Annotated in this window: 22 protein-coding genes and 1 tRNA gene; 12 read left to right on the plus strand and 11 right to left on the minus strand. The window is 24.8% G+C overall.

Annotation, left to right across the window (positions count from 1 at the left end; all coding sequences use genetic code 11):
• Nucleotides 1-131: 131 nt before the first annotated feature.
• The gene (gloB, locus tag M9405_RS01035) at nt 132-887 is read right to left on the minus strand and encodes a hydroxyacylglutathione hydrolase (RefSeq protein WP_250223544.1); all 756 of its coding nucleotides are present in this window, start codon (nt 885-887) and stop codon (nt 132-134) included.
• A gap of 111 nt (nt 888-998) precedes the next feature.
• On the minus strand, nt 999-1,454 hold the full coding sequence (rnhA, locus tag M9405_RS01040) for a ribonuclease HI (protein ID WP_250223427.1): 456 nt from the start codon (nt 1,452-1,454) through the stop codon (nt 999-1,001).
• A gap of 62 nt (nt 1,455-1,516) precedes the next feature.
• On the opposite strand from rnhA, the gene dnaQ reads away from it, so the two are divergent.
• The 3 genes from dnaQ to M9405_RS01055 all read left to right on the plus strand — a co-directional run bounded on the left by dnaQ (nt 1,517) and on the right by M9405_RS01055 (nt 3,299).
• Nucleotides 1,517-2,266 carry a DNA polymerase III subunit epsilon gene (gene dnaQ, locus M9405_RS01045; RefSeq protein WP_250223428.1) on the plus strand — a complete coding sequence of 250 codons (750 nt, stop codon included), beginning with the start codon at nt 1,517-1,519 and terminating at the stop codon, nt 2,264-2,266.
• 161 nt (nt 2,267-2,427) lie between these two features.
• Nucleotides 2,428-3,033, plus strand: coding sequence for a D-sedoheptulose 7-phosphate isomerase (lpcA, locus tag M9405_RS01050; RefSeq protein WP_284345877.1), 606 nt, complete (start codon nt 2,428-2,430; stop codon nt 3,031-3,033).
• A 193-nt stretch (nt 3,034-3,226) separates the two neighbouring features.
• Nucleotides 3,227-3,299 (plus strand) — tRNA-Thr (locus M9405_RS01055).
• A gap of 137 nt (nt 3,300-3,436) precedes the next feature.
• Here M9405_RS01055 and M9405_RS01060 read toward each other — a convergent pair.
• Entirely contained in the window at nt 3,437-4,039 is a 603-nt protein-coding gene (locus tag M9405_RS01060) for a peroxiredoxin C (protein ID WP_250223429.1), read from the minus strand.
• A gap of 1,000 nt (nt 4,040-5,039) precedes the next feature.
• Between M9405_RS01060 and tgt the strand changes: the two genes are divergently transcribed.
• The 6 genes from tgt to M9405_RS01090 all read left to right on the plus strand — a co-directional run bounded on the left by tgt (nt 5,040) and on the right by M9405_RS01090 (nt 10,589).
• Nucleotides 5,040-6,146, plus strand: a complete 1,107-nt coding sequence (gene tgt / locus M9405_RS01065) for a tRNA guanosine(34) transglycosylase Tgt (protein WP_250223430.1) — start codon at nt 5,040-5,042, stop codon at nt 6,144-6,146.
• 54 nt (nt 6,147-6,200) lie between these two features.
• A complete protein-coding gene (yajC, locus tag M9405_RS01070; RefSeq protein ID WP_250223431.1) occupies nt 6,201-6,542 on the plus strand; it encodes a preprotein translocase subunit YajC in 342 nt (113 codons plus the stop codon).
• 1,298 nt (nt 6,543-7,840) lie between these two features.
• Nucleotides 7,841-8,992, plus strand: coding sequence for a bifunctional diaminohydroxyphosphoribosylaminopyrimidine deaminase/5-amino-6-(5-phosphoribosylamino)uracil reductase RibD (gene ribD, locus M9405_RS01075; RefSeq protein ID WP_250223432.1), 1,152 nt, complete (start codon nt 7,841-7,843; stop codon nt 8,990-8,992).
• A gap of 67 nt (nt 8,993-9,059) precedes the next feature.
• On the plus strand, nt 9,060-9,533 hold the full coding sequence (gene ribE, locus M9405_RS01080; RefSeq protein ID WP_250223433.1) for a 6,7-dimethyl-8-ribityllumazine synthase: 474 nt from the start codon (nt 9,060-9,062) through the stop codon (nt 9,531-9,533).
• Between the two features lie 67 nt (nt 9,534-9,600).
• Nucleotides 9,601-10,044 (plus strand): transcription antitermination factor NusB, encoded by a 444-nt coding sequence (gene nusB / locus M9405_RS01085; RefSeq protein ID WP_250223434.1) that lies wholly within the window; start codon nt 9,601-9,603, stop codon nt 10,042-10,044.
• Between the two features lie 56 nt (nt 10,045-10,100).
• Nucleotides 10,101-10,589: a phosphatidylglycerophosphatase A family protein gene (locus M9405_RS01090; RefSeq protein ID WP_250223435.1), complete on the plus strand. Its 489-nt coding sequence runs from the start codon at nt 10,101-10,103 to the stop codon at nt 10,587-10,589.
• Between the two features lie 141 nt (nt 10,590-10,730).
• Here the strand turns inward: M9405_RS01090 and dxs are convergent, their stop codons facing one another.
• Entirely contained in the window at nt 10,731-12,617 is a 1,887-nt protein-coding gene (dxs, locus tag M9405_RS01095; RefSeq protein ID WP_250223436.1) for a 1-deoxy-D-xylulose-5-phosphate synthase, read from the minus strand.
• Nucleotides 12,618-13,619: 1,002 nt separating this feature from the next.
• On the opposite strand from dxs, the gene thiI reads away from it, so the two are divergent.
• Complete coding sequence (thiI, locus tag M9405_RS01100; RefSeq protein WP_250223437.1) at nt 13,620-15,080, plus strand: tRNA uracil 4-sulfurtransferase ThiI; 1,461 nt, start codon at nt 13,620-13,622, stop codon at nt 15,078-15,080.
• Nucleotides 15,081-15,343: 263 nt separating this feature from the next.
• Here the strand turns inward: thiI and M9405_RS01105 are convergent, their stop codons facing one another.
• The 6 genes from M9405_RS01105 to cyoA form a co-directional block, all read right to left on the minus strand.
• Nucleotides 15,344-16,495, minus strand: a complete 1,152-nt coding sequence (locus M9405_RS01105; RefSeq protein WP_250223438.1) for an MFS transporter — start codon at nt 16,493-16,495, stop codon at nt 15,344-15,346.
• Nucleotides 16,496-16,685: 190 nt separating this feature from the next.
• Nucleotides 16,686-17,555 carry a heme o synthase gene (gene cyoE / locus M9405_RS01110; protein ID WP_250223439.1) on the minus strand — a complete coding sequence of 290 codons (870 nt, stop codon included), beginning with the start codon at nt 17,553-17,555 and terminating at the stop codon, nt 16,686-16,688.
• Between the two features lie 22 nt (nt 17,556-17,577).
• Nucleotides 17,578-17,880: a cytochrome o ubiquinol oxidase subunit IV gene (gene cyoD / locus M9405_RS01115; protein ID WP_250223440.1), complete on the minus strand. Its 303-nt coding sequence runs from the start codon at nt 17,878-17,880 to the stop codon at nt 17,578-17,580.
• A gap of 3 nt (nt 17,881-17,883) precedes the next feature.
• Entirely contained in the window at nt 17,884-18,465 is a 582-nt protein-coding gene (cyoC, locus tag M9405_RS01120) for a cytochrome o ubiquinol oxidase subunit III (protein ID WP_284345878.1), read from the minus strand.
• A complete protein-coding gene (cyoB, locus tag M9405_RS01125) occupies nt 18,449-20,428 on the minus strand; it encodes a cytochrome o ubiquinol oxidase subunit I (RefSeq protein ID WP_250223442.1) in 1,980 nt (659 codons plus the stop codon). Before cyoB ends, cyoC begins: the two co-directional genes overlap by 17 nt.
• A 90-nt stretch (nt 20,429-20,518) precedes the next feature.
• Nucleotides 20,519-21,385, minus strand: coding sequence for a ubiquinol oxidase subunit II (gene cyoA / locus M9405_RS01130; RefSeq protein WP_250223443.1), 867 nt, complete (start codon nt 21,383-21,385; stop codon nt 20,519-20,521).
• Nucleotides 21,386-23,413: 2,028 nt separating this feature from the next.
• Between cyoA and clpP the strand changes: the two genes are divergently transcribed.
• A complete protein-coding gene (clpP, locus tag M9405_RS01135; protein WP_284345879.1) occupies nt 23,414-24,037 on the plus strand; it encodes an ATP-dependent Clp endopeptidase proteolytic subunit ClpP in 624 nt (207 codons plus the stop codon).
• Nucleotides 24,038-24,182: 145 nt separating this feature from the next.
• Nucleotides 24,183-25,478, plus strand: a complete 1,296-nt coding sequence (clpX, locus tag M9405_RS01140; protein ID WP_250223444.1) for an ATP-dependent Clp protease ATP-binding subunit ClpX — start codon at nt 24,183-24,185, stop codon at nt 25,476-25,478.
• A 131-nt stretch (nt 25,479-25,609) separates the two neighbouring features.
• Here clpX and M9405_RS01145 read toward each other — a convergent pair whose 3' ends face one another.
• Nucleotides 25,610-25,864, minus strand: coding sequence for an oxidative damage protection protein (locus M9405_RS01145; protein WP_250223445.1), 255 nt, complete (start codon nt 25,862-25,864; stop codon nt 25,610-25,612).
• Between the last annotated feature and the right edge of the window lie 24 nt (nt 25,865-25,888).

A 25,888-nucleotide genomic window follows, 5' to 3' on the forward strand; every position in this document is an offset into this window, starting at 1 on the left:
TAATAATATTATTTATAGAACAAAATTATTTTCCTTAATTAATCACATCAAATATAAATATATTTGATCCAATCAATATATTTGAAATATATTAAACCTTATAATTTTTACAAAATTACTAAATAAATTTTTTAAAACATATCTTTTTTTTTACGCAATTCAGCGAATATTTTCCATGTTTCTTTTGAATATAAAGGAGATGAAAATCCATGTCTGATACATGGACTATTGCAAAGAAAAAATGGATTTATTTGCAATTCTAAAGCTAATCGGCTAGGAACAGTAGGTGTATTATATTTTCTAAGTTTTATTATTTTTTTATGATAATCAATTAAACTTCTATTTCTTGGTAAAACAGTGATAGCAAAATTAATATTAGACAATGTATATTCGTGTCCACTAAAAATTAAAGTGTCTCCTGGTAAACAACGAATCTTTTCTAAAGATTCATACATATACCGCATAAAACCTGTACACACCTTACCACAACCTACAGAAAATACCGTATCTCCACAAAATAACCATGGAATACTATAAAAACCAATATGACCAATTGTATGACCTGGAAAATTAAATACTTTAAATTTTCTTTGCAACTGTACAATATAATCTCCTTCTGAAACTACAATAAAATTAACATTATTATTTCTAGTTTCTTCAGGTCCATAAACAATAACATTAGGAAAATATTTAACCAAATGATCAACTCCAGCAATATGATCAAAATGGTTATGAGTTAAAAAAATAGCTTTTAATATAATCTGTAATTTCTTTAAAATCTTTAATACTACTAACGCGTCTCCAGGATCTATCACTATAGATTCACTATTATTATGTAATAACCAAATATAATTAGTACTTAATGCCGTAATGCCAATTACATTTATCATTTAATTTACTTAATTACTAATTAATCTGCGAAAATAGATATATTTTATCATTAAAATCAACAAATAATGTTAAAATTTCAATGTAATCAAGACCTTTCCTATATTGTATTAATACATATCTTCATTAATAGGATATTTTGCAGCTAATCTCGCTAATTGATCGCATCGTTCATTATCAGGATGCCCAATATGACTTTTTAACCAATTCCATTGAACAATATCATGTGATTGTATCGCTATATCTAAACGTTTCCATAAATCAATATTTTTTACTAATTTCTCTTCAGAATTTTTCCATTGATGTTTTTTCCAAGCATGAATCCATTGTGTTATACCGTTACATACATATCGACTATCAGTATATAATGTAATTTGACAAGAATTTTTTAGGGATTCTAAAGCAATAATAGCTGCCATTAATTCCATACGATTATTAGTAGTTAATTTATATCCAATACTAAATTCTTTTCTATATTGTTTATATATTAATATTGCGGCACATCCACCAGGACCTGGATTACCGATACATGATCCATCAGTAAAAATCTCTATTTTTTTACACATTTATAATGTATATCATAATATAATATAAATTAAAATAAATTAATTTAATATAAATTAAATCTATGATTATTAATACAAAAAGACAAGTTATTTTAGATACTGAAACTACTGGAATGAACAAATTTGGTGCACATTATACAGGACATAGAATTATTGAAATTGGAGCAGTCGAAATAATAAATCGTCGTATAACTAATAAAAAATTTCATACATATCTTAATCCAAATCGCACAATTGATATGGCAGCTTTTCAAATACACGGAATTAGTGATCAATTTTTAATCAATAAACCTAATTTCTCAGAAATAAAAGAAAATTTTTTAACATTTATTAAAAATAGCGAATTAATTATTCATAATGCATTGTTTGATATAGGATTTCTCAATCAAGAATTAAAAATTTGCGACAAAAATACAAAAAATATAGAGCATTACTGCACTATAATTGACAGTTTAAAAGTAGCTCGTAAAAAATTTCCAGGACAACGCAATAGTTTAGATGCATTGTGTGAACGCTATCGCATCAGCAATATACGAAAAAACTTGCATAGCGCATTAGTTGACGCAGAAACTTTAGCCAATGTATTTTTATGTATGAATGAAAAACAAATTGAAATAAATTTCACTGAAAATATTCATGAAAATGCAGAAAATAATAATGAAAAAAACTTTAAAACAACAAATACTGTAATAAAGTCACCCAAAATCACTCCATTAAAGATTATCTACGCTGATGAAAAAGAAAAATTAAACCATGAAAATTATTTAGATGATATGCAAAAAATACATAAATGTTGCATCTGGAGAGAGTGAAAATTTCATATTAAACAATGTTGATTTAATATTACAAACTGGTTACAATGAATCTTATAGATTTCGTTGTCTTATACAATTAAATTAATAAATATGTTTTTTTGTCAAAATAGTTTATCTCTAGACAGTATGTTACTTATTATTAACTAATGAGGTTTATTGTGTATCATGATTTAATTTATAATGAATTTGGCTTAACTATAAAAATAATACAACAATTTTCTGATATCCCAGATAATATTAATGTATTAATATCATCAGCAAAACTTATTGCTAATGCCTTTAAAAAAGGAGGCAAGGCATTATCATGTGGTAATGGCGGATCACATTGCAATGCTATGCATTTTGCTGAAGAATTAACTGGACGTTATAGAAATAACCGTTCTGGCTACGCAGCAATAGCAATTTCTGATCCATCATATTTATCATGTGTCAGTAATGATTTTGGTTATGAACATGTTTTTTCTAGATATATTGAATCTGTTGGGAATAAAGAAGATATACTGCTAGCTATCTCTACCTCTGGAGATTCAATTAATATTTTAAATGCCATAAAATCAGCACATAATAAAAAAATGAAGACAATTTTTTTAACAGGAAAAAAAAATAAAGAAAATAATTTTTTAAAATATGTAAACCATATAATTTATATGCCACACGCAAGTTATCTGGATCATATTCAAGAAGTTCACATTAAAATAATTCATTTGCTTATTCTGATTATTGAAAAAGAAATGTCAACTAAAGCAATAAATATTGCTATATAAATACGTATAGTGTCTTAGTTTCTAACTACTAGAATCCTATGAAGAGATACAGCAAGAAACGTTTTATTTGTTTATAATTTCAGAATTTTATAAAAAAATCTCAAGTATAATGAGTTTAGGTACAAGAATCGGTATTGGTATATATAAGAAATCATTTAAATATTATTTTAATATGCTAAAATCATCACAATATGCCGATATAACTCACAAGGTAGAGTAGCGCATTCGTAATGCGAAGGGTATAGGTTCGAATCCTATTATCGGCATTTTTATCAATTCATAATATATATATTATGATAACTAGTTCCATTTATTATTTGAATGTCCATTTAAAACCACTCAAATAAACCTCCTAAAACATTCTATCTAAAAAATCTAATAAATGATTATTATCTTCTATTAATTAGAGTTGAGAAAAATTCTCAGATAGATACTGTTCTACACTTTTTTGTGATGCTTTTAGGCCTGATTTGCCTCTATTCCATTGTGCAGGGCATAATAAACCATGACTCTCATGAAATTTTAATGCATCTACCATACGAATCATTTCATCAAAATTTCTACCAAACGGTAAATCATTTATTACTTGATGACGTACTACTCCTAGTTTATCAATTAAAAATGACGCACGCAACGCTATTCCCTGTTCTGGATGTGCTATTCCATAAGATTTAATAATTTCGCGTTTTGTATCAGACACCATAATAAATCGTACAGATCCTATGCCTCCTTTATTAACTGGGGTTTGTCTCCAAGCGCTATGAACAAATACCGAATCTACAGAAATCCCAATAACCTCTATATTCCGGTTTTTCCATTCTAAATAACGTTTATCACAGGATATCAATTCTGAGGGGCAAACAAAAGTAAAATCCATAGGCCAAAAAAACACTACTGCTTCCTTATTATTAATATAATTTAATAAATTAAAATTATCCGTAATTTCTCCGTTTTCTAATACAGCAGAAGCTGTAAAATCAGGAGCACGCCGACTTACTAAAATCATAATTTTCCTCAACTTTTATATTAAAAAATCTAATTCTTAAAATATCCAATTCCTAACAGAAAATATCCTAAAATTTAGAAAATATTATTTACGTTATGTAATCAATCTTCACTGTATTATATACTATGTTAATAGTATTATCATATAATAATATAATAAAAATTATTATTTAAAATCTATATTTTTTTATAAATAAAAACATTACATAAATTTATGTATTTAAATACATAAATATTTAATTAAAAAATTTAATAAAAATAAAACATGCGATATACAAAATTATTTTTTATAAAATTTATTATATTCTAATCAAACATCAATTAATTCTGATTTTAAAATAATTGTACCTGTATATAAACACAATGAATTCTATGTAATTATTTTGATAATAATTATTTAGATTAACCTAAAGTGTTATTAACATACATGATACTGTTAATATAAACTATATTTAATAACATATAAAAATACTGATATAAATAAAACAACATGAAATATTTTCTATATAAATAGACATCTTAATGAGTATATTAAAATGTTTCGAAAATATTTTATACACACTATATAAAATGTAAAATATTGTTATATTAAAACAATCTAATATTAGTTGAAACTAAATTAACAACATATAATTATTCACTATAATACTATAATCATATGTGTATTTAATATTGCACTAACGTTTAAATATATTAAATCATATATAACAATTAAAAAATTCATCAATTTTAACTCACATTTAATAATATTAAATTATATTTAATTAAAAATTATTACTATTAAAATTTAATGTTTTCAATAAACATACGTATCTATTTTAATTTTATTTATTTAAAATCTAATATTTATTAAAATAAACATATTTTTTATATTACCCAAATAAATATATATGTGTAAAAATTACTTTACTTTTTGTTTAACTATTTAATTAAATAAAGATGTAATTCATAATATATTTAAATTTAATTCACCGATAATTATCAATTAGGCTGCATACTATATGACATTTCAAATATTACAAACAGATGGATATGCCCGAGCAGGTAAACTCATACTTAAACATGGTACAATAAACACTCCTGCATTTATGCCGGTAGGTACACACGGCACTATAAAAACATTAACACCAGAAGAACTAAAAAATTGTGGCACCCAAATAATTTTGAGTAATACCTTTCATCTGTGGTTACAACCGGGAACAAAAATTATAAAATTACATGGTAGTATACATAAATTCATGAATTGGACTAATCCAATTATTACAGATTCTGGAGGGTTTCAAATATTTAGTTTAAATAAAATTTGTAAAATTACAAAACAAGGTGTATATTTTAAAAATCCTAAAACTGGCGATTATGTATTTTTAACCCCAGAAACTTCTATAGAAATTCAACATATATTACAATCTGATATTGTAACTATATTTGATGAATGCGTCGCTTATCCTAATACTTTGAATTACGTTAAAAAATCATTAAAAATATCCCTACATTGGGCTGAACGTAGTCGCATGCAATTTGATAGATTAAATAATAAAAATATGTTATTCGGTATTATTCAAGGAGGTATGTATGAAAATTTGAGAAATATTGCAGTAAAGGAACTAACAAATATTGGTTTTGATGGATACGCTATTGGCGGATTATCAGTTGGTGAACCTAAAAAAGATATGCATCGTATATTATCTCATGTATGTAAAATAATACCTATAAATAAACCACGTTATTTAATGGGCGCAGGTAAACCAACAGATTTAATAGAAGCGGTACAACATGGAGTTGATATGTTTGATTGTGTGCTCCCAACACGTAATGCTCGTAATGGATATTTATTTGTTTCTAACGGCATCATTAGAATTAGAAATACTCAATACAAACGGGATCTTTCTCCGTTAGACACATATTGTGATTGTTACACTTGTCAAAATTATAATCGTTCATATCTACATCATTTAGATCGTTGTAAAGAAACTCTTGGTATACGCTTAAATACTATTCACAACTTAAGATATTATCAAAATTTAATGAAAAAATTACGTAACTCCATAAAAACAAGATCACTAAAAAATTTTGTTAAAATTTTTTATAAAAATATTAATTATGTTTAATTAAACTATTTTATGTATTAATAAAATATTCCCACAATAGGAGAAATTTAAAATATGTTTATTCATAATGCTTGGGCTCAAACTAATGCAGACATACAAAACAATCCATATTCATTAATAATTATGTTAATAGTATTTGCTGGTATATTTTATTTTATGATTTTTAGACCCCAGCAAAAACGTACTAAAAATCATAAAGAGTTATTAAATTCCATTGCTAAAGGTGACGAAATATTAACAAACGGTGGATTAGTAGGACGCGTTATTAAAGTTACAGAAACAGGTTATATTTTCATTATTCTTAATGAAAAAAATAATGTTAATGGTAATGAAATTCTTATTAAAAAAGATTGTGTCACAACTATTCTTCCTAAAGGCACAATGAAATCATTATAGTTAATGATATTTATTTATATCTGCACGATGCAATAAATTTATAAAAATGTAAAATTATCTCCTGTATAAGAGATATTAACATTGTGTAATTTATAATCAATATTTTATTGTGTAATTTTATAAATAAAATTTTGATTAATTATTGAAAAAATAATATTATTTTTTATTACAATCAAAAATAATATCGATCTAAAAATTTTGATAATAAATCTATTAGAATAAATATTCATATGACTATTATATAATAATTTATTAAAAATAAATAAATTCTACAAAATCACACAAACTATTTACTCTGTTCATTTTTCGGGGAAAAATTTTTTGAAATAATCTACAATTCTGTATTAGCAATAATAAATTAATTTTCACATTAATAAAATAGTGACTAAATTATAGATTTATACAAGAAAAATATCATTTCTACTTGTTAGTAAAAGACTACTATGCAATTCATACATATATAATCTATAAAAAATTAATCATAAAAATATGCAAGCATCAGATTATATACTTGTAATTTGATCACATTTTAATAATTTAATAAAATTACATAACTTTATATATAGGACGACTACATTTTGATATTAGAAGCCAAATGTAATATATTAAAAAATTTTCTTAAAAAACAAATAATATGTTTTAGAAACAAATTAATTTCAAAAAATTAAATATATACGGATCATAATATTTATAAAGTATAAATATTGTCTATTAATGCAATGCATTATATAAAATTAACAATTTACTATAAAATAGTACAATATTATTAATACTTATAATTAAAAATTAGTATATTTATTTGATAATTTAATTTTTATTACTCAAAAACAATATTTAAAAAATAATAATAAATTTATTAATTTTTCTTAAAAGAAACGTTATTTTTATAACATATGATAAAAATCATTGCACTAATTATAATTAGTATTATATATCATGTTTTAATAAACATTACCTAAAATTCTGAAAATAAATAAATTAGATAATATTATTATCTAATTAATAAATTTATTAAAATAAATAACATTTTATTAAATTTATTTACAACATAAATATATACTTAAAAAGTTTAATAACTATAATTATTACATTTGAAATGTAGCATTAGTGAATCACTTACACTATAAAACATTTAATAAAAATACCATAGTTTAATACTAAATATATATAAATAATTAAATATTATCTTTAATGTATACAACAACAAATAAAATATACACTATTTCTGATACAAAAAATTATTTTCTTGATAAAATCTTGACCTAAAAATAAATTAGTTTTTAATATTTCATAATACTATGAAGAATAACACCACAACAACCAAAGCTCGAGATAAAATATACCTAACACGAGCGTTTCAATTAGCATGGAAAGGGCGATTTACTACGACACCAAATCCTAATGTAGGATGCGTTATAGTTCGTAATAATAAAATTGTAGGAGAAGGATATCATATAAAAGCTGGAGAAGCTCATGCTGAAATACACGCATTACGTGTTGCTGGAAATCTATCACAAGGTGCTACAGCTTACGTTACTTTAGAACCATGTAGTCACTATGGGAGAACACCTCCATGTACTACTGCATTAATTAATGCGGGGATAAAACGAGTTGTTATAGCTATGTTAGATCCCAATTTCTGCTCAAAAGGTAGAGGATTACATTTACTACAACAAGCAGGAATTCAAGTGGAACACAGTCTGATGTTATCAGAAGCTGAATCAATAAATAAAGGGTTTCTGAAACGTGTACGAACTGGATTACCATGGATAAAATTGAAATTAGCTGCTTCTTTAGACGGGAGAACGGCTATGTCTTCTGGAGAAAGTAAATGGATTACTTCTATTCAATCTCGACAAGATGTACAAAATTTTCGAGCAGAAAGTGATGCAATTCTTTCTACTGCGAGTACTATTCTTGCAGATAATCCAAAATTAAATGTACGTTGGACATGTTTTTCAAAAACTATGAAACATACATATGGAAAAAATCAAATTCGGCAACCATTAAGAATAATTATAGATAGTGCAAATAGAGTGCTCCCAACACATCGTTTTATACAATATAAAGGTAAAATTTTATTAGCTAGGTTAAAAAAAGATCATTTAAACTGGCCTTCCTCAGTAGAACAACTATTATTTTCTTCAATGTGCTATCATGGACAATACTATATAAATTTAATAGAACTTATAAAAAAAATTACTCAAATTCATGAAATTAATAATATTTGGGTAGAAGCAGGTGCTACTTTTTCTGGTGCTCTATTAAATATAGGATTAGTTGATGAACTTATCTTATATCAAGCTCTAAAATTTTTAGGTTCCGATGCTCGACCATTATGTTTATTACCAAATATTAAGTGCCTTAATGATATAAAATCATTTAAATTAATTGATATCAAAATCATTGGATCAGATCTACGTTTAAGATTAATGCCAAAAAATACATAATTTATTAAAAGTAATAATATTATGATATGATGTTTAATACAAATATAAATTAATTCGGACCCTAATTATGAATATTATTGAAAGTAATACTATGATAGTAAATAATGCTAAGATTGCTATAATTGTTGCACGAGTCAATCGTTTTATTAATAATAATCTACTTGAAGGCGCCCTAGATATCTTAAAAAAAATAGGGCACGTAAAAGAAGAGCATATAAAAATAATATGGGTTCCAGGAGCTTACGAATTGCCATTAATCGCAAAATTATTAGCTACAGAAAATAAATATGATGCAATAATAACACTAGGAACAATTATAAAAGGATTTACTACACATTTCAAACTACTCGAAAAAATATGTAATCTCAGATTATCTGAAATTTCTATAAATCATACATTACCTATTGGTTGCGGATTATTAACTACAGATAATATAGGACAAGCTATAGAACGTGCAGGTATAAAATCTAATAACAAAGGATCAGAATCTGCTTTAGCTGTTTTAGAAATGATTAATATCATACAATTACTTAAAAAGTAATATTTTTATATTCACTTAAAATAAAGTGAATTTTTTATTACTTTTATCTATTATATAGGAAATATTTTTGAAATCAATTAGTCGTAGACGTGCGCGTGAATGCGCGCTACAAGCATTATATTCTTGGACATTATCTCAAAATGATATTAATTCAGTAGAATTACATATTTTAGTAGAACAAAATATACAAAATTGTAATACATCTTATTTTCATACATTATATACAGGCGTAATAAATTACTCTAAAGAACTCGATCAGTTGATGATTCCATTTCTTTCTAGAAATTTAAATACATTAGGATATATTGAACATTTAGTATTAAGAATTGCTTTATTTGAACTTACAAAATGCCAATCAACCATACCACACAAAGTTGTTATTAATGAAGCTATTGAACTTGTTAAAACATTTGGCGCTGAAAAAAGTCACAAATTTATCAACGGCGTTTTAGATAAAATAACTAAAAAAATTTTTTTACACAATAAAACAACAATGTTAAATAACACTTAATACAAAATTAATTTTAATTAAATTATTAATAATATTACATATCGGTAATACAGATTATGTTACGTGATTTATTGAATACTAAAAAATTTACTAAAACTTGTTATTTATGTGCTACCGGTTTTGGAATCGGTACGATCCCCAAAACACCCACTGGCAGTATTGCATCACTATTCGCTATACCTATATGGTGGATATTAGTAAAATTATTTTCATATAAATTTTATTTTTGTTTTTTAACAATTGGAATAATAATAGGTACATATTTTTGCAATCAAACAAATAAAATAATTGGAATACACGATCATAAATCTATAGTTTTAGATGAATTTCTTGGTATGTGGATTACTCTGATTATAGTACCAACAAATAATTGGTATTATATAATGTTTGCGTTTACATTATTTAGAATACTCGATATAACCAAACCTTGGCCAATATCTTGGTGCGACCGTACAATCAAAGGGGGTTTTGGAATAATTTTTGATGATATAGTAGCTGGTGTTATTTCAGTGTTTTTAATAATTTTATTTAGGCATTTTACTTAAAAAATACATAAACAATGATCCATTATATAGTATCATAGATACTGAATCTTAAAAAATTTTAAATATAATTAATACTACTTTTATTACATTAAAAATATAAAGCTACCCTTATTTTTATGTTTAAATACATAAAAATAAAAATTAACACGCCCAATCTATAATTTTATTGTAAATACCAATACTATCTAATCCTAAATCCGCAAGTATTTCTAATCGTGAACCTTGAGGAATGAAGGAATCAGGAAAACCAATATTTAAAACCGGCGTTAAAAACTTATTCCTCATAAGATACTCATTTACTCCGCTACCTGCCCCACCTAATATAACGTTTTCTTCTAAAGTCACTAAGAATTTATGATGTTTAACAACATACCGTATTAATTTTTTATCTAACGGTTTAACGAATCGCATATCTACTAATGTAGCATTCAGTTTTAACGCAACATCATAAGCTGATTTCAATAAAGCGCCAAAATTAAGAATAGCAATGCAGCGTCCTTCTCGCTTTATTACACCCTTGCTTAATGGAATAGGCGATAATGATTTAACATCATCTATAATTTCATCAGATAAATCAGCAGGACCTTTTGGATAACGTACAACACTAGGACCATCTTGATAACTATATCCCGTATATAACATTAATTGACATTCCTTCGCATTACTTGGAGTCATTATTATTATATTTGGTATACAACGTAAATAAGACAAATCAAACGCGCCTTGATGTGTTTGACCGTCTTCACCAACAATCCCTCCTCTATCAACAACAAATAATACAGATAATTTTTGAATTGCTATATCATGAATTACTTGATCATATGCTCTTTGTAAAAATGTTGAATAAATTGCAACAATAGGCTTATAACCAGCTATAGCTAATCCAGCAGCAAAGGTAACAGCATGTTGTTCAGCAATAGCAACATCAAAATACTGTTTTGGGTATTTTTTAGAAAATTCACTCATACCTGAACCTTCTCTCATTGCAGGAGTAATTCCAATAATTTTTTTATCATTAGCTGCAACTTGACATATCCAATCACCAAAAATAGAAGAATATGTTGTATTATTAATTTTTTTTGAATCTATAAGATATGACGAATCTTTTTGATCTAAATTAAATTTTGGAACCGCATGCCATTTTATAGGATCATTTTCTGCTGGTTTATATCCACAACCCTTTTTAGTAATAACATGCAAAAAATTAGGACCTTTACGCATGTTGCGTATATTTTTTAAAACCAATAACAATTCTCCCATATTGTGACCATTAACCGGACCAATATAAGAAAAACCAAGCTGAGAAAATAGAGATAAAGATTTTTTATTTTTAACGTTCTTATTAAGATATTTAATAAATTTTTTTCTATAAAAATAATTAACAGATATATCTTTATTATCTGATTTTAACGAAAAATATTTTGGTTTAGATATACAAGTACTGTAAGCATTTAACGCCCCTACATTTTCAGAAATGGACATTTTATTATCATTTAATATAATTAATAAATTAGGTTTTATATATCCAGCATGATTAATTGCTTCAAAAGCCATGCCTGCAGTTATTGCCCCATCTCCAATAACACATACTGTGTGTCGACCTAGGTTTTCTCTCTCTGCAGCTATCGCCAATCCTAATCCTGCACTAATAGAGGTAGAAGAATGCCCTACAGATAACACATCATATTCACTTTCATCACGGCATGGAAAAGGATGTAAACCACCCTTTTTTCTAATACTGTAAATGCGTTCTTTTCGCCCCGTAATAACTTTGTGTGGATATGCTTGATGACCAATATCCCAAATTAAATAATCAAATGGAGTATTATATATATAATGTAAAGCAATAGTAAGTTCCACTGTCCCCAGTCCTGATGCAAAATGTCCGCTAGATTTGCTTATGCTGTTTAAAAGAAATTGACGTAATTCATCGCATAATTTTATTAAATCATCCTCAGACAATTTCCTTAATTCTATAGGATTCTGCACTAAATCTAATACAGGATATTTACTGAAATTAAAATTCATATTGAATATATTTAATTGGTGTTATTCGCAGTATTGTAATAATTATTATTTATAATAAATTTTTACTTTAAATAAAATATTAAAATTTTAATACATCAAATTCTTTATAACATAATATAAACACTATTCAAAATATAAATTTTGATTTGTTCATATTTTACATTTTTATGTAATATTTTTAAAAAAATTTTGTTTATCCAAATTAGATATTACACCAAATAATAAATGTTATATTAAACATGAAATTTATATATATAGGATTAATATATTTATCATTAATATATTTACATATGGTTTTGTCATAAAGAAATTCTTAATTTTGATAAATTAAAAAATTTTTTAACAGTTAATATATTATATATTAGAAATATATATATTTTTCTTAACACACAGACATTAATTATATATTATAATCTTTGTAAAATTATTAGCAATAATATTAAAAACCTTATAAATCTCTTATTTATGATTATGTTTATTATTTATGTTTAACTTAAGAATTATTTTTATCAATTTTTTTTTGATATATAAAATATATGTATTTCTCAAAAAAAATATTTAAACACTCAAAAAAAATTTTTATAAAATTACTATAAATTTAATCACTGTATTTAAATATAACACTACATTTTTATGAATATTAGATATTGACACAAAATAAATATCTGCAAAATTACAAAATTAACATAATATATGAATATATTATTGCTAATAAGTTCTATACATATATGCAAACCAATTCTAAATAATCCTTAATTTTAATATTTTAAATAAAACATTATTATAATGATATACTATAGTTTTTATACACTAAATTAAATAACTTTTAATAAAATTAAAAAATCACATATATGTATAACATGCTCTAATTTTACTTAAATTTATACTATCTGAAACTATTGACAAAAAAACTAGAAATTATACATTATAGATCTATTTAAAATTAAAAAAATTCATAATATAATCAATATTTTTAAATTTTAATAAAAAAATATTTTTCATATGAAAATAATTACCAAATTTTCTCCAGAAATTACTATAAAAAGTCGTCCTATAAGAATTTTTTTTATAAATATTCTTATTACAAACATTAAAAATATTTTTAAGAGAAATAACGAACCTATTACTATAATACGACATTGGGATTATCTAGAAATAAAATGTAAAAATAATCAAAGAATATATAATATTTTACAAAATATACCAGGAATTCATCATTTTTTATTAGTTGAAGAATACACATACACCTCATTACAAGATATTTATCAAAAAATCGCATTAAATTTTAATAACAAAAACATTATATTTGCAGAAAAAACTTTTTGTATAAGAGTAAAACGTTACGGTAATCAAAACTTTACTTCAAAAGAAGCTGAATGTTATTTAGGTAATAAAATTATTCAAATGATAAAAAACATAAAAGTTAATTTAACAAATCCTGAAAAAATTATATATATAGAAATTAAACATAATAAACTCTTTATAGTAATTAAACGTTATGAAGGACTGAATGGATTTCCTATCGGTACACAAAAAGAACTATTATCTTTAATTTCTGGAGGATTTGATTCAGCTGTCTCTAGTTATATGTTAATACGTCGAGGATGCACAGTAAATTATTGTTTTTTTAATTTGGGCGGCTCAACACACATTATTGAAGTACAAAAAATCGTATTCTACTTGTGGAATAAATTTAGTAGCTCGCACAAAGTTAAATTTATTACTATTGACTGCGCAGAAATAATTAAAGAAATTTTTTCTAAAATTAAACATAATTATATGGGAATAATATTAAAACGTATGATGATGCGAATTGCATCTGTGATAGCAAATCATTTAAAAGTTAAAGCATTAATAACAGGAGAAGCAATAGGACAAGTGTCCAGCCAAACTTTAAATAATATTACTATTATCGACAATGCTTCCACACACGTAATATTTCGTCCTTTAATTTCTTATGACAAAGAACAAATTATTAACTTAGCTAAAAAAATTGGAACAGAAATTTTCTCAAAAAATATTCCTGAATATTGCGCAATAACATCAAAAAATGCAAGTACAAAAATAAATAAAAAATATATTGAATTAGAGGAAAAAAATTTTGATTTTTCTATACTTGCACGTGCAGTATCTCAAGCTAAAACTATTAATGTACATGATATTCCTAATGATGTAAAAAATAACACTTTTTTTCAAAAAATTAAAACTACACATATTCTAAATAAAAACGATATTTTACTAGACATACGCCCAGAATCTGACAGAAACAAAAAACCACTATTTTTAAACAACACAAAAATACAACACATCCCATTTTACGAATTAATCAATCAATTTTCTAAACTAGATCAAAATAAAACATATTTATTATATTGTGATAACGGTATTATCAGTAGGTCACAAGCAATATATTTATATGATAAAGGATTTATCAACATAAAAATTTATCAACCTACTAAGTAATGCGCCAAAAAATTTAATTATCTTGTTTTTAAACAAGATATAAATAATATTTTGTTAATTTATCACAATACAAATCAATGTAATACTTATAATATAATAATTTTTCATCAAAATTTATTTTTGATACTAAAAATATATATTAACATATGAAATTATGTATTTTATTTATAAAAAGACAATTCTCTTTATTTAAATAAAATATTACATACCAATTTTTATATCAAAAAAATTAACTTATTAAAAATAATAAATATAAAATATTTTTATTTATTTAAAAATACACAAATTGTAGATATAACTACTGCGCAACATAATACTAACCAAATTCCACCTAACTCCAATAAAAATCCACCTAAAATTCCACCACAGCCTAATCCTAAAAACTGTCCGACAGAATAAATACTGATTGTTGTGCTTCTATAGGTATGCGATGATATCTTATGTAAGATAGCAGGTAATATAGATTCAATTAAACTAAATACTATAAAAAATAATTGCATACCAAATAAAAAATTGAAAACAAAATGTGCACTCATGCACATAAGTAATTCTGCCATTAATAAAATAATCATACATTTAAACAATATATGTGTTACACAATGCTTTTTTTCCAAATAAAGAATATATGATAATACCACTATCGATGATATTAACATTATAATACTATAAACTTTCCAATGTACATTTGCAGAAAAACCTAAATTTATCAGTACTTTAGGCATAACAATAAAATTTAATATTAAAATAATATGTATAAAAAAAATATTAAAACTCAATCTTATTAATTGAATATTAGAAACAATTTTTTTAATTTTATTAAAAATAATGAAAAAAGTTTCATTATTTTTTGAAAAATTGTTAGACAATGTTGGTATTATAAAATAAGTTAAAATTATAGCTAATATAGCCAATATTGTGATTCCATGAAATAATCCGTATAATCCATACCTATCAGTAATAATAGGGCCAAATATTATAGAAATAAAAAAAGTAATACCAAAATTTATACCAATAAACGCTACAGCTCGCATATGATGTTGCGATTTTACTGAATCTAATAAAAATGCTATTAGTGATCCGCTGATTGCTCCTGACCCCTGCAATGCGCGGCCAATAATCAGACCCCAAATATGCTGAGTAATAGCAACAATTTCGCTACCAATAGCGAACAAAACTAAACCACCAATAATAACTGATTTATAACCAATTTTATCAGAAATTAATCCACAAGGTATTTGAAAAATTACTTGCATAAAACCATATATACCAATAGCTATACCTAATAAACACCCATTTACTCCCTGTAATAAAAACATATGCGCAGTCAAAACAGGAAGTATCATAAATACTCCTGACATACGCAACATATATATCGCGCTTACTCCTAATATGACGTACAGCTCTTTTTTGCTCATTATTAAACTAATACTATTCAATTAGTAAAGTACATTTTTAATATAGATTAATATTTCAACTATATTAGTAAACAAAATGAAAGTATTCTATTTTAGAGATTAATCATAAAAACATGATTTTAAAATGTTATATAAAATATAATTACTGTAACTGTAATTATATTTTACACCAAAAACATCAGAATGTTATTCATTTAGCTAATAAAAGGAAATCTAAAAATAAAGATAAATTTATGGACAAAACAATAATTACAGATAATAAAAACATTTTTTTTGCCCATAAATAACTATTTTTAATAACTTTATATCCATAAGTTCCAACATATAACCACCATATACTTAGAATACTTGTAGATATTAAAAATATATAACTGGCATATCCTAAAATAGCAAATAACGCAATCATTATAATTAATCCAACTATACAGATAGTCATGTGTGTCTGAGTTAAACTTATACCTTTTTCTGCGGGTAAAACAGGAATGCCGGCTAATTTATATTCACCAATATTTAGTATTAAAATAGAGTAAGAATGAGGAATTTGCCAAAAAATAAACATAAAAAATAATATTATAGCTCCCAAATCCAAATTGTTTGTAACAGCACAATATCCAATTAAAGGGGGTATAGATCCTGATATACTGCCTGCAACTGTACTATAAACAGATTTACGTTTCATCCAAAAACTATATACACCTAAGTATACTAACATACCTATTGCAGCTAAATACACAACTAGTAAATTTTTTGTAAAAATTAAAAACAAAAATCCTAATATACTTAAAATTCCTGCATATAATATACTATTTATATAAATAGTTTTATTGCAACGGACTAAAATTCTATTTTTAGTTCTTTCCATAATTGCATCAATATCTTTATCAATAATATTGTTAAACACGCAACTCCCAGCCACAACCAACGCGCTACCTATCATTGTTTTTATAAATAAAGGCCAAAATATATATCCTTTCAACGCTATTAAAAACCCTCCAATAGAAGAGGTTAAATTCCCTATAACGATCCCAGGTTTTATTAAAAAATAGTAATGCTTAATCATATATTAAAATGAGCTATTTTAGTTAAATCATTACATTATGATGTAAATGTTTCATAATCCATATACTTCCTAAGAATAAAACAGCAGCTATGAACAATGTAAATATTAAAAATATTAAATACCATAATTGCCTTAATGAGCCATATAGATGCAAAAAACACACTAAATGCACACCAATTTGAACCACGGCACATAATATTATAATTGTTATCAATATGTCTTTATGTACCATAGTACATAAAGACATACTAAACGGAAGAATTGTTAAAAACCCAGACAGTATAAATCCAATAAAATACGATTTCTGTGTATAATCATTTTTCATTAATTAAAACACTCCTAATAAATACACTTCAGTAAATACACATATCCATATAATATCAAGAAAATGCCAAAACAAACTTAAACATTGCAATCTTATACGATTTATATATGTCAACCCTTTATACATAATATGTATTACCATTAACACAATCCATATCATACCTATTACTACATGTATACCGTGAGTACCAACTAACACAAAAAAGGCAGAAAAAAAAGCATTACTGCTCGGAGTATTTCCTGCTTTAATTAAATGATAAAATTCATAACATTCCATACTAATAAAAAATAATCCTAATATAAAAGTAATCAACATCCAAACATTTATTTGCTTAATATTTACTTTTTTTACATATATCATCACTTGACCATAAGAAATACTACTGAAAAGTAAACAACAAGTTTCTATAAACACAAAAGGTATTGAAAATATTTCCTCTTTGTTATGCATAACAAGACAATCCATCATACCATGACTTAAGACTGCATATATTGTAAATAAACTAGCAAACAAAATACAGTCACTCATTATATATAACCAAAAACCAAATATAATTTTTTTACTTAAACTATGAAATGTTTGCATTATTATTGTATTCAATTTCTTTAATTTTTTTTATCGGAATAATATATTCTATGTCATCATCAAATGTATGCATTATCCAGATTATCATCATTCCACATATACTAAAAATAACAAGCCACCATATATACCAAATCATACTAAAACCAAATATTAAACTAAAAAAAGATATCAATATTCCAGCGCTAGTATTTTTAGGCATATGAATAGGCTTGTATAATATATCAACCTGACTAGTACAACATCGTTTACTATTATTTTTTACATACCACAAGACATCACGATCTCTTCTGATAACGGGAATAACTGCAAAGTTGTAAAACGGTGGGGGAGAAACAGTTGACCATTCAAGAGTAAACCCATTCCATGGATTACCACTATGATCTTTATACATATCACGATTTAAAACGCTAATAACTATCTGAATAAATTGACACATAATACCCAAGCCAATTAAAACTGTCCCTACTGACGCAGTCAGTAACATAGGTGAGAACTCAGAATCAATATTTTCTCCTAATCGACGAGTCATGCCCATGAACCCTAGAATATATAATGGCATAAATGCTATATAAAACCCAATAATCCAAAACCAAAAAGCCCTCTTTCCCCATGTTTCATTTAAAACATATCCAAAAGCTTTAGGAAACCAATACGTAGCGCCAGCAAAGCATCCAAATAACACACCACCGATTATTACATTGTGAAAATGCGCAACTAAAAACAAACTATTATGCAATATAAAATCAGCACCAGGTACTGCTAATAATACTCCAGTCATACCTCCTATAGAAAATGTAATAATAAAGCCAATAGTCCAAAGCATTGGGGACGTAAAAATAATTTTACCACGATACATAGTAAAAAGCCAATTGAAAATTTTTACCCCAGTCGGAATAGCGATAACCATGGTCATAATTCCAAAAAACGCATTAACATTCGCGCCAGATCCCATGGTAAAAAAATGATGTAACCATACACAAAAAGATAATACTGTAATCGCAACAGTAGCCCCAACTAATGAAGTATATCCAAACAACTTCTTTTGAGAAAAAGTAGAAACAACCTCTGAAAATACACCAAACACTGGTAAAACTAAAATATAAACTTCTGGGTGACCCCAAGCCCAAAATAAATTTATATACATCATCATATTTCCACCAAAATCATTGGTAAAAAAATGAGTTCCTAAATAACGATCTAAAGTTAATAATGCTATAGTAACAGTTAAAATAGGAAACGCCACAATAATTAATGTATTTGTGCATAAAGCTGTCCAGGTAAATACTGGCATTTTCATCATCATTAATCCCGGGGCTCGCATATATAAAATAGTAGTAAAAAAATTTATACCAGTTAAAGTAGTGCCTATTCCAGCAATTTGAATGCTCCATATCCAATAATCTACACCAACTCCCGGGCTATACTCTTTACTAGATAATGGAGGGTAACCAGCCCATCCTGTTTGGGCAAATTCACCTATTCCTAAAGATAAATTTATCAGAATTACTCCTACCATAAACAACCAAAAACTTAAAGAATTTAAAAAAGGAAATGCAACGTCTCGCGCTCCAATTTGCAAAGGAACTATTAAATTCATTAATCCTATGACAAAAGGAGTAGCCATGAATATTATCATAATCACACCGTGCGCAGTAATTACTTGATTATAATGATGTATTGATAAAAATTCATGAGCTCCAACAGATGACAAAGCTTGTTGTGTTCGCATCATAATTGCATCAACAAAACCGCGCAAAAACATAATACATGATACTATAATATACATAATTCCAATTTTCTTATGATCTACAGAAGTAAACCACTCATTCCAAAGATACCGCCATTTTTTCAAATAAGTAATATATCCAATTAACATCATTCCTATAAAAAACATTAAAATTATTGTGGACATAATAATTGTATCTTCATACGGAATCGAATGTATTGTTAATTTTCCAAACATTTTTCATAATATCCTCATATTTAAAATATTATTGTGAATATAATATTTAATTAAAAATGTGAACTATAATTGCAAAATTTTTATATTGATTTAATATTTAAACTTATTAATAACTTCATAAAATAGATTAGTCTGTATACTTGAAAAATAAATTACTGCATTATTTTTGCTAGGAGCAGCTAACTCTTCATAAGTTATCATATTATTGATATGATAAGGAGATTGACGAACTTTTTTAATCCACTTTTCAAATTCCTTTTCAGTGTCTGTCACAATAACAGTAAATTTCATGTTTGAAAATCCTGAACCACTAAAATTAGAAGAAATTCCTTTATACTGCCCTGACTCTTGCGCTATTAAATTTAATTCTGTATGCATACCAGCCATAGCGTAAATTTGACCACCTAATTGAGGGATAAAAAAAGCATTCATAACAGAATTAGAAGTAACATTAAATTTAATCGGCGTATTTATTGGAAAAACTAACTCATTTACAACTGCTATATTTTGTTGAGGATAAATAAAAAGCCATTTCCAGTCCAACGATATAACATCAACAATTATTGGTTGCGTAATAGCAGATACAATGGGTTTTTTAGGGTCTAATTTATGAGTAGACTTCCAGGTTAAAATACCTAAAATTATTATAATAATAATTGGAACAAACCAAATTACAAATTCTATTATTTTAGAATGTGACCAATTGGGAGTATATTGTGCATTTCTAAAATTAGATGCTCTATATTTTAGAGTAAAAAAGAATGTCATTACAATCACTGGAATAATTATTAAGGACATCAAACCAAAAGCAGTTAACACCAAAGAACATTCTTCTGAACCGATTTGCCCTTTAGGATGTAATAATACCAAATTCGCACATCCACTTAAAATTGTTAAAAATATTCCTAATAATAAAAATATACATATTCTACAATATTTATATATACTTATTTTCATAAATCATTAATCTTAATAGATATTACAGTTAGTATTAGACATTACTAAACTTTTATTGTATTTGATAAATTAAATTATACATCTTTAATCTATCAAATCACCACATTATTGATGCAAAATATACATACATTTCTACTATCTTTAAATTTATTAAAAACCATATGATTAAAAAAATCAAATATTTAAATATTATAAATAGATTGAAATATATTTTATTTTGGATAAAAATTTCAAATTTGTTTATTTAAATTTTTTAAAATAAATTTAAATTATTTTAAAATTTTTAACTAATAAAAATCAATATAATTTATGTATAAAATTATTGTTTAAATTAAATTAATTAAAATTTTGGCAATAAAAATTTTCATGTAAGTATTCTTACTAAAAATTTATATCTTCATATATATTTAATATATTCAGTTTATTTTTTATTTTAAATAGTTAAGAAAAAATTTAAAGATACAAATATTAAAACATATCATACATTAAATACAATTAATATCTAATTTATTAGAACATATACTATAAAATATATTGTAATATATATATGTATTAATTTTTTAAAAAATTATTAACTAATATTCTTTATTCTAGAAGAACGTATTTTGCTTTTTCAAAGCGCTCTGATAAATCAAATATGCATTCAACAATTACTCAATTATTAATGAAAAGCTCTTCTAAAATTAAATTTTGAATCTAATCAACTATATCGATACACCACAATATAAGATGGCATATAATTTTTGTAATAAATAGCACATTTTTACATTATTCCGATATAGAAATACACCGAATGTATAATTAAATAAATTTAATCACATGAAGTACTAAAAATTATCTTTAGTACACATTTAAAACTAGTTTTCATCTATTCATTACAAATAATATACAGAAAAATCATAATAACGCGTTAATTAATTCTAAAAAATAAACTTTTCACAATAAAGAACGCAAAGATAACAACATTAATAATTTTGCTATAATACTGAAAAATAATCAACATTGTTTCTATAAAAATACTCAATAAAAAAATTAGAAAAAAATTTAATATTTCTGCTAAAATTTCTACAATCATCATGTAGAGCTGTACATTACATTCTTATATTATTTCTATTATTCAAAATAATAAAATAAAAATTTTTAAATTTATTGGGATTACAATAACACAATTTTAGAAAATTTTTTATAAAAAAATGTAAATAATAATGATTTAAATAATAAACTTACATTTTATAATGTAAACATAAACAACATTATAAAAAATAACAAAAATTAAAATTATAGATCATACGTTATACTTTAATCATATTAATTACTTTATATATATAATTAAAAAATCAAAAAATTACAAAATATTAAAACATTCAAAAAAATAAAAATATCAGATAATTTTTAAAATTCTAATTTTTATATCACTCTAAATCCTGTGTAAAATTTCGTTATTATTTTAACTAATAATTCAAAATTATAAAATATACATAAAACATCATATTCAAAAATATTAATAATTTATTTATTTCAATTAAAATCCTAAAAACAACTTAAATTATAAAAATAGTGAACAACTATATAAACTTCAAATAAGTTTATTCTAAAATATAAAATAGACTTTATTGCAATGAAATTTAAATTTCACACTTAACTGACTAACAAATCTTGAATAAAATATTAAAATTTATATTATAATATTTTAAAATTATATATTATGAAAATTTCAGTTAGAAATGTTTTCTAACTAATTAACACATTAACATAAAAATAATTCTTAGTATTAAACTGTAATAACATTAAATAAAATTAAACTATACATGACACGTGAAATATTTAAAATTATTCGACAATAAGTATATAAACCGCGATAAAATTAAATATAAACAACTAAACTGAATACTATCAATTAATATTATTTTAGATAATAATTTAAAAAAACCAGTAATTTTTTATTATGCAAATATTCAATACTTTATTTATATAAAATCTAAAAATTATTGAAATCATACCTTAAATACAGGAGTATAAATAAATACCATGAAATATTTTAATAATCCCAGAATACCTGCCTATCATAATGCTAACATAATACCGACAATTATAGAACAAACAATTCGTGGAGATCGTGCATATGATATTTTTTCTTTATTACTGAAAGAACGTATTATTTTTCTAACTGGTAAAATAGAAGACTACACAGCACATCTAATTATTGCACAAATGATTTTTTTAGAATCAGAAAATGCAGAAAAAGATATTCACTTATATATTAATTCACCAGGAGGATTAATTACCGCGGGAATGTCCATATATGACACTATGCAATTTATTAAACCTGACATCAGCACATTCTGTATGGGTCAAGCAGCATCCATGAGCGCTTTTCTATTAGCTTCGGGGTCTAAGGGTAAAAGATTTTGTTTACCAAATGCGCAAATTATGATTCATCAACCATTAGGATGTTTTCAGGGACAAGCTACTGATATTGCTATTCATGCTCAAGAAATATTAAAAATTAAAAATAATATTAATACGCTTATGGCAAAACATACAGGACAATCCATAGACATAATCAATAAAGATACGGAAAGAGATTGTTTTTTATCTGCTACAGAAGCTGTGAAATACGGAATAATAGACTGTGTTCTATCTAGAAGATAATAAAAAATTTAATAATTATTTCTAATACTTTATTACTTGAATATCATGTATAAAATATATATCTTATCACTTTCATATTTCAATAAAAATTTAAAATACAAACACAATCAAATAATATGTATAACAAAATAAAGGATATTAAACTGTGAATCGTAATAACCAAGATCATCCACCAAATATACCGCATTGTTCATTTTGCGGAAAAGACCAAAACCATGTATTAAAATTGATTACTGGATTATCAGCGTATATTTGTGATACATGCGTAAATTTGTGTTCTAATGTAATTAATCAAGACAACACAATTAAAAAAAAATTTATCAAGTTTCCTGAACCTTATGAAATTAAAAATTATTTAGATAATTACGTTATTGGTCAGGAACACACAAAGAAACTACTTGCAGTAGCAGTATATAACCATTATAAACGTTTAAATTATCAAAATACAATATCTATCAGTAATAAAGACTGTACCGAACTATCTAAAAGTAACATTTTACTAATCGGTCCAACCGGTAGTGGTAAAACATTGTTAGCAGAAACATTAGCACGATTCCTAAATGTGCCATTTGCAATATCAGATGCTACTACTTTAACGCAAGCAGGGTATGTCGGAGAAGATGTAGAAAACATTATACAAAAATTATTACAAAAATGTAATTATGATATAAAAAAAGCACAACAAGGTATCATTTATATAGATGAAATAGATAAAATTTCTAAAAAATCTGAAAATATCTCTATTACTAGAGATGTATCTGGAGAAGGAGTACAACAATCCTTACTAAAATTAATTGAAGGAACTATAGCAGCAGTACCACCACAAGGTGGTCGTAAACATCCTCAGCAAGAACTTATATATATAGATACAACTAATATTCTTTTTATTTGCGGCGGCACATTTTTCAATTTACATAAAATTATAGAAAAACGCATCAATAATACACGTAGTATTGGATTTAATATCTCGAAAAATAATCACACTGTTTCATCAAAAAATCATTATTTTTCATCATTATTAATGAAAACTGAGTCAGAAGATTTAATTAAATTTGGTTTAATTCCAGAATTTGTTAGTAGATTGCCAATAATTTCTATTTTACAAGAACTACAAGAAAAAGAATTAATTAAAATCTTAAAAGATCCGAAAAATGCTTTAATTAAACAATATAAAATACTCTTTGAGATGGATGGGGTAAAATTAGAGTTTTCAGAAACATCATTAACTGCAATAGCACAATACGCAATTAAAAAAAATACTGGTGCCAGAGGGCTAAGAGCTATTCTTGAAAATATATTATTAGATATAATGTACGAATTGCCTTCTAAAAAGAACATAAGTAAAGTAATAATTGATGAATCCGTAATATCCGGTATATCAAAACCATTACTAATATATAGTAAACATAACATTATCCCTAATGACAACAATCATTCATAAAAAATAATTATATATATTTATGATTAATTTCTGTTAAGAAAAAATAAAATGATATTTTATACACAATAAAAATATTTATATCAAAAAACAATACTCAATTTAACTAAATAATAAAAATATTTTAGCAAAATTTATTTTTTATTTAGATAATGTTCTGCACCAAATAGAAAGAGTTTCATTTCCTTTTCAAGAAAAGCACGATCTAATACTTTTAACATATTCAATTTATTTTCGTTAATTAAAATAGTCTGCTTATTTTGCCATTGTTCCCATGCTTTTTTCGAAATATTATTATAAATATATTGACCTAAACTTCCAGGATAACATAATTTATTTAATCCATCAGCTTTTTTCTTAAAAAATAAACAATAAACTATTCTAGACATTATTAAAATTCTCATTTGTTAAAC

The organism is Candidatus Blochmannia ocreatus, from assembly GCF_023585745.1.
Lineage (GTDB): Bacteria > Pseudomonadota > Gammaproteobacteria > Enterobacterales > Enterobacteriaceae > Blochmanniella > Blochmanniella ocreatus.